The 6965-nt window shown below is 75.8% G+C and carries 6 protein-coding genes; 5 read left to right on the forward strand and 1 reads right to left on the reverse strand.

The window, feature by feature from the left end:
* Positions 1-21: 21 nt before the first annotated feature.
* Positions 22-726 carry an SDR family oxidoreductase gene (locus JSX79_RS17820; RefSeq protein WP_071294656.1) on the forward strand — a complete coding sequence of 235 codons (705 nt, stop codon included), beginning with the start codon at positions 22-24 and terminating at the stop codon, positions 724-726.
* A gap of 54 nt (positions 727-780) precedes the next feature.
* On the opposite strand, the gene JSX79_RS17825 is transcribed toward JSX79_RS17820, so the two are convergent.
* Complete coding sequence (locus JSX79_RS17825) at positions 781-1887, reverse strand: glycosyltransferase family 9 protein (RefSeq protein WP_229087523.1); 1107 nt, start codon at positions 1885-1887, stop codon at positions 781-783.
* Between the two features lie 134 nt (positions 1888-2021).
* Here JSX79_RS17825 and JSX79_RS17830 point away from each other — a divergent pair, with 134 nt between their 5' ends.
* The 4 genes from JSX79_RS17830 to JSX79_RS18815 all read left to right on the forward strand — a co-directional run.
* Entirely contained in the window at positions 2022-3422 is a 1401-nt protein-coding gene (locus JSX79_RS17830) for an aldehyde dehydrogenase (protein WP_229087526.1), read from the forward strand.
* Entirely contained in the window at positions 3419-4927 is a 1509-nt protein-coding gene (gene rfaE2, locus JSX79_RS18810) for a D-glycero-beta-D-manno-heptose 1-phosphate adenylyltransferase (protein WP_229087527.1), read from the forward strand. Before JSX79_RS17830 ends, rfaE2 begins: the two co-directional genes overlap by 4 nt.
* Before the next feature lie 120 nt (positions 4928-5047).
* Positions 5048-5755: a DedA family protein gene (locus JSX79_RS17840; RefSeq protein ID WP_092387179.1), complete on the forward strand. Its 708-nt coding sequence runs from the start codon at positions 5048-5050 to the stop codon at positions 5753-5755.
* The coding region (locus JSX79_RS18815) for a histidine kinase (RefSeq protein ID WP_229087529.1) at positions 5752-6965 on the forward strand (1214 nt) is incomplete at its 3' end. The genes JSX79_RS17840 and JSX79_RS18815, both read left to right, overlap by 4 nt.

Consider the following 6965-nt stretch of genomic DNA (forward strand, 5'->3'; position numbering starts at 1 on the left):
CCCCACCACGGAAGGAAGTCCATGCCCGTCCCCACCACCCCCATCGGCCGTGTCCTCGTCACCGGCGGCGCCTCCGGCCTCGGGGCCGCCGTCGTCGCCGCGGTCACCGAGGCCGGCGGCACGCCGATCGTCCTCGACCTCCGGATCGATGCCGTCCCGGACGGCCTCGACGCCGTCGCGGTCGACGTCACCGACACCGAGGCGACCGAGCGAGCCGTGCGCGAGGCAGCGGAGCGGCACGGCGGCCTCGACGCCGTCGTGACCGCGGCGGGGATCGACAAGCCCGCACCGATCGGCGGCATCTCGTCCGGCGACTGGGAGCGGATCGTCGCCGTCAACCTGCTCGGCACGGCGGCCGTCGTCCGTGCGGCGCTGCCCGCGCTCGAGGCGTCGCACGGTCGGGTCGTCACGGTCTCCTCGTCGCTCGCCCTCCGCGGCGTCGGGGACGGCACCGCCTACTCGGCGTCGAAGTTCGGCGTCCGCGGGTTCTCGCAGGCCCTCGCCGCCGAGACCGGCGGCAGCGTCGGCGTCACGAACGTGATCCCGGCGGGCATGCGGACGAACTTCTTCGCCGACCGCACGGAGCAGTACAAGCCCGGGCCGGATGCGCAGCTCATCGAGCCGGAGTACGTCGCGAACGCGATCCTGTTCGCGCTCGCGCAGCCGGCCGGCTGCGAGATCCGCGAGCTGTCGATCATGCCGGCGACGGAGCCGAGCTGGCCGTAGACGCGACCGTCAGACGGACGGGAGGCGCGGTGCGGGCCCGCACCGCGCCTCCCGTCACGTGGTGCGGAGCAGGTCCGCGACGTCGGTGAGCACGGCCTGCGGCTCGACCTCGTCGACGTAGGACGGGTCGTGCGCGCAGCGCTCGGCCGTCCACCCGACCTGCGTCACGTCGACCCCGCACACCGGGCACCGCGTCACGTACGAGAGGTGGACGCGGTGCCGACCGCGGTCGAACGGACCGGCGTTCACCACGTTGCCGAACCAGAACACGCCCACCGTCGGGGTGCCCACGGCCACGGCGAGGTGCCGCGGGCCGGAGTCGTCGCCGACCATGACGTCCGCCGCCGCGAGGACCGCCGGGAGGTCGGTGAGCGGGAGCGCGCCGGTGCGGTCGTGCACGCGGTCCGCGGTGTCGGCGGGCAGCGCGGCCCGGATCGCCGCCGCAGCGGGCACGTCCGTGCCGTCACCGACGAGGACGACGTCGTCACCGGCGGCGAGCCGAGCCCGGGCGACCGCGGCGAACCGGTCCGGACTCCAGCGGCGCCGCGGATCGGTGGCCCCCGGGTGGATCGCGACGAGTCGCCCGCTGCGGTCCGAGGCGGTGCGGACGCCGAGCCGGTCGCGGACCGCCGCGCGCTCCTCGTCGGAGACGCGCACGCGGGGGTCGAGGGTCACCGGTGCGGCACCGGCGAGCGAGACGACCTCGAGGGCCCGGAGGACCTCGTGCTGGTAGTAGACGTAGCGGACCCAGCGCTCCGTGACCTCGGCGTCCTCGGTGGCGGTGCCGACCGTGTGCCGGGCGCCGAGCCGGAGCAGGAACGGGTTCGAGTTCCGTCCGCCCCCGTGCAGCTGCACGGCGAGGTCGAAGCGCCCGGCGAGCCGCGACTCGAAGTCCGCGAGGGTCGGAGCACCCTCGCCGGAGTCCCGGACGCCCGGGACGACCGGCAGCTCCTCGAACGCGTGCACGGCGTCGGTCCGGCCGCGCAGCACCGCCGGGGCGGTCGGCGTGCCGAGCAGGGTGATGCGCGCGTCGGGGTACGCCGCTGCCAGGGCCTCGAGCGCCGGCACCGCGAAGAGCAGGTCGCCGAGGCCCCCGCCCCGGAGCACCCCGATCTCGCGGACGTCGTCGAACCGTTCTCCACCGTTGCCGATCAGTTGCACCCGTCCCGTCTACCGACCAGGGGCCGCCCGGACGTCCAGCAGCGGGCTCGGATGGACGAGAAACGCGATGCCGTGGGCGTGCCCAGCTTCCCGCGAGGACCGTCGGACCCCCGCCCGTCCCCCGGAAGGACACCATGACGATCGCTCCCCCCGCCACCGATGACATCGTGGTGGCCGACCCCGCCACCGGGACCCTCGCCTCGACGGTGCGCCGCGCCTCCGAGGAGGAGGTCCGCACCGCCGTCGCCCGTGCCCGCGCCGCGGCCCCGATGTGGGCCCGGACCGCACCGGCGGAGCGGGGTGCCCTGCTGCACCGCGCTGCCGAGCACGTCCGCGCGCACGCCCAGGAGCTGGCTGACCTGAACACCCGGGAGACCGGCAAGGTCCCCGGCGACGCGCTCGGCGGGGTCGAGGCCGGGGTCGGGACGCTCGTGCAGTACGCCGAGCTCGGACCCGTGCACCGCGGCGAGGCCCTGCGCGGCGCGTTCGGCGCTGCCGACTGGTCGGTGCCGCACCCCCGCGGCGTGGTGCTCGCGCTCACCCCGTGGAACGACCCGGTCGCCGTGGCGTGCGGGATCCTCGGCGCCGCGATCGTCACCGGCAACACGGTCGTGCACAAGGGCAGCGAGCGCTCCCCCGCGACGATCGCCCGCCTGAACGCCCTGCTCGCCGAGGTCCTGCCGGACGGCGTCCTCGTCGGGGTGGACGGCGACGGCGCGACGGGTGAACTGCTCCTCGCACAGGACGGCATCGACGTGTACGCGCACGTGGGCTCCACCGGGACCGGTGACCGGCTCTCCGAGGCTGCGGTGCGGACCCGTGCCCACGTCGTCCGGGAGAACGGCGGGAACGACGCGGTCGTCGTGGACGCCGACGTCGACCCGGTGTGGGCCGCCGCCCAGGTGGCCCTCGGCGCCTTCGCGAACACCGGGCAGATATGCACGAGCGTCGAGCGGGTCTACGTGCACCGCGCGGTCGCCGAGCCGTTCGTGACCGCACTCGTCGCCGAGGCCGAGCGGCGCACGTCGGCCCCGGCCGCGGAGTACGGGCCGCTCGTCGACGATCGGCTCCGGCGCACCGTGCAGTCGCACGTCGACGACGCGCTGCAGCGTGGGGCGTCGGCGCGCACCGGCGGTGCCACACCGGACGGCCCGGGCGCCTTCTACCCCGCGACCGTGCTCACCGGCGTCACCGACGACATGCTCGTCATGACCGAGGAGACCTTCGGGCCGATCGCCCCCGTGCGCGTCGTCGAGGACTTCGACGAGGGCCTGCGGCTCGCGGCGGCCGACCGCTACGGCCTCGCGGCGACGGTGCTCACGAACGACACCGGACACGCCCTGCGTGCGGCCGCGGAACTCCCCGTCGGCACGGTGAAGGTGAACGCCGTCTTCGGTGGCGCCCCTGGTGGCAGCGCGCAGCCCCGGGGTGCCTCCGGTGCTGGGTTCGGGTACGGCCCGCACCTGCTCGACGAGCTCACCACCACGACCGTCGTGCACCTCGAGGCGGCCCCGCCGGCCGGGGGTGCCCGGTGAGCGTCGACGTCCGGCTCGTCCGGGACCTCGTCGCCACGGTCGACGACCGCGAGCCGCTCGTCGTCGTCATCGGCGACTGCATCCTCGACCGCTGGACCGTCGGCGAGGCGGAACGGGTCTCGCGCGAGGCCCCGGCCCCGGTGGTCCGCGTGACGGAGACCGTGGCGGTCCCTGGTGGCGCGGCGAACACCGCGGTGAACGCCCGCGCACTCGGCGCCCGCGTCCGGATGGTCGGGCTGCTCGGTGACGACGAGGCCGGCGCCGTGCTCCGTGAACGCCTCGACGCCGCCGGGGTGGACACGTCCTGCATGGTCGTCGTCCCCGGCACCCGCACCACGACGAAGTCGCGGGTCGTCGGCGGCGACCGGGTCGTCGTCCGCGTCGACGAGATCGCCGCGGAGCCCACCGCCGAGCACGGCGTCCGGCTGGCCGAGGCCGTCGCCCGTGCGCTGCGGTGCGCCGACGCCGCGGTCGTCTGCGACTACGGCCTCGGGGTGGACCCGGCCGACGTCGTCCCCGTGCTCGACGCCGACCGTCCCACCGCGGTCGTCGTCGACGCGCACGACCTCACCCGCTGGGCGGCGCTCCGACCCGACCTCGTGACGCCCAACGCCGGCGAGGCGGCCGCCCTGCTCGGTGCGCCGCTCGGGACCGGCCCGGACCGGGCGTCCGCGATCGTCGACGCCCGGCACGAGGTCCTCCGACGGACCGGCGCACGTGCGGCGGTCGTGACGCTGGACCGCGACGGCACGGTCCTGGTCGAGCGCGGTCTCGACGGTGGCTTCCGGACGCGGGCGGTCCCGGCATCGGAGCAGCAGGCCTCCGGTGCCGGCGACACCTTCTGCGCCGCTGCCACGGTGGCGCTCGCCGTGCACGCCCCGCTCCGCGACGCCGTGTCGGTCGCCCAGGCGGCAGCCGATGTCGTCGTCCGCGAGGCCGGCACCTCGGTGTGCTCGGCCGCGGCGCTGCTCGAGTCGGTGACCGCGCCGGCCGCGACCGTCGTCGACCACGACGAGCTCGCCGCCGCGGTGGACGCCGCGCGTGAGGCCGGACGACGGATCGTGTTCACGAACGGCTGCTTCGACGTGGTCCACCGCGGGCACACGACGTACCTCCGGCAGGCCCGGGACCTCGGCGACCTGCTCGTCGTCGCACTGAACGACGACGACTCCGTCCGGCGCCTGAAGGGTCCGGAGCGGCCGATCAACCCGGCCGAGGACCGGGCCGGTGTCCTCGCCGCCCTCGCGTGCGTCGACCTGGTGACGGTCTTCGCCACCGACACCCCGATCCCGCTCATCGAACGGCTGCACCCCGAGGTCTACGTCAAGGGCGGCGACTACTCCCCCGAGATGCTGCGCGAGACCGCGGTGGTGCAGGGCTACGGCGGCGAGGTCGTCATGGTCGACTACGTGCCCGAGCACTCCACGACCGCCGTCGTCCGACGGATCCGCGAGGCGGCCGCGGCGACCGAGGCCGCGCGGACGGACCCCGAGGCCGCACCGTGACCCGTCAGGGGGAAGTCATACCGCGGTAGGGGGTGGTCGAGACCCGCGCGGGATGGCAGCCGGTCGCACGCTCCGTAGCGTCGAACCCGTCGACGAGGTCCGTCGGCGGAGGGAGCCACCGTGTTCGACCAGATCACCCCGCTCGTCGTCGAGCTGGCGGCCAGCCCGCTCGTCTTCGTCGTCCTCTTCGCGCTCTGCCTGGTGGACGGCTTCTTCCCACCCGTGCCGAGCGAGGCCGCCCTCGTCGCGGTCGCCGCCATCGCCGCGACCTCCGGCCAGCCGGTCCTCGCCGGGGTCCTCGCGGCCGCCGCACTCGGCGCGGTCGCCGGGGACTCCGTCGCCTACTGGATCGGCCGTCGGATCGGACTCGGACGCCTCGCGCGGTCCCGGCGTCCGAGGATCGCCGCGGCGTTCGCGTTCGCCGAGCGCCAGATGCGACGGCGGTCCGCGAGCCTCATCCTCGTCGGTCGGTACATCCCCGTCGGACGCGTCGCGGTGAACATGACCGCCGGTGCGACCCGGCTCCCCTACCGCCGGTTCCTCGCGATCAGCTCGGTCGCGGGGCTGGCGTGGTCGGCCACCTCGATCGGGATCGCCCTCGCGGCGTCGAGCGTGCTGCACGAGCCGCTCGTCGCAGCACTGGTCTCGATGGTGGTCGCCGCCGGACTGGGGATCGCCGTCGACCGGGTCATCGGTAGAGTCACCCGGAAGCGGGAGGCCCGAGCAGCCGCCCGGGCGGACGACCGCGCGGACGCCAGGGCAGCGGTCCTCGACGCCGCCCGCACCGCACCGCACCTCGCCCACTCCGGAGGGACCGCACGACCGTGACCGCCCACGTCCCACCCGCGACGCCGCGCCGACGCCGGCCGTGGTCGACGCGCCGGGAGTGGGCGACCTGGCCCGTCGTCGCCGCCCGGATCGTGCTCGTCGTCGTCGCCGCGACGCTCTTCGCGGTGGCCGCACCCGTGACGGTCGCCGTGTACGACGTGCCCGTCCCGCTCGCGCTGCTCGTGACCGCGGTGCTCTCCGTCTCGCTCGGGCTCGCTCCCGTGCTGCCGCGGACGTCCTCGGTGGTGCACCTGGCGGGGGTGGCGGCCCTCGGGCTCCTCACCGCCGGGTCGCCGGCCGGTCCGTGGCCGCTCCCGGTCACCGCGATCATCGGCGTCGGTGCGCTCCTCGTCGTGCTCGGCGTCCGGACGGACTGGCGACTCACCGCGGCCGTCTGGACCGCGGCGACGGTGCTCACGCTCGGCCTGGTCGCGGTGGTCCCCGGTCGGTGGGACCCGGCCGACGTCTGGGCCGCGACCTTCGTCGTGTCCGCCGGCAGCGACCTGCTCCTCGCCGGGACGGCCGTGGCGATCGGGCAGCGCCGGGCGGTCCGGGTGGAGCTCGCCGAGGCCCGCCGCGACGCCGAACTCGAGCAGGCCCGCCGCCGGTCGGTCGAGGAACGCTCCCGGATCGCCCGCGAACTCCACGACGTCGTGGCGCACAGCATGTCCGTCGTGCACATGCAGGCCGAGTCGGCGCCGTTCCGCGTGGCCGACCTCCCGCCGGCAGCACGTGCGGAGTTCGCGGCGATCGCCGAGACCTCGCGGACGGCGCTCCGCGAGATGCGGCAGCTGCTCGGCACACTGCGCGGCGACAGCTCGGCGGAACGGGCGCCGCAGCCCCGGCTCGCCGACCTCCCCGCGCTCGTGCAGGCCACGCGGGCCGCCGGGATCCCGGTCGAGCTCCACCTCGACGACGACGCACCCGACGACGGGGACGACCGGCTGGCACAGCTGAGCGCGTACCGGGTCGTGCAGGAGGCCCTCGGGAACGTCGCGCGGCACGCTCCCGGTGCGGTCACGATCGTGACGGTCGCCCGGCGCGGCCCCCTGCTGGCGGTCGAGGTGACCAACGCCGCGCCGCCCGCCGGCACCGTCCCCGCCGCTCCCCCGGACGACGGCGGGTTCGGGCTCGCCGGCATGCGGGAGCGCGTGTCGGCACTCGGCGGGACGATCGAGCACGGGCCGCTCCCGGACGGCGGGTTCCGGGT

This window comes from Curtobacterium sp. GD1, from assembly GCF_020882855.1.
Taxonomy (GTDB): Bacteria; Actinomycetota; Actinomycetes; order Actinomycetales; family Microbacteriaceae; genus Curtobacterium.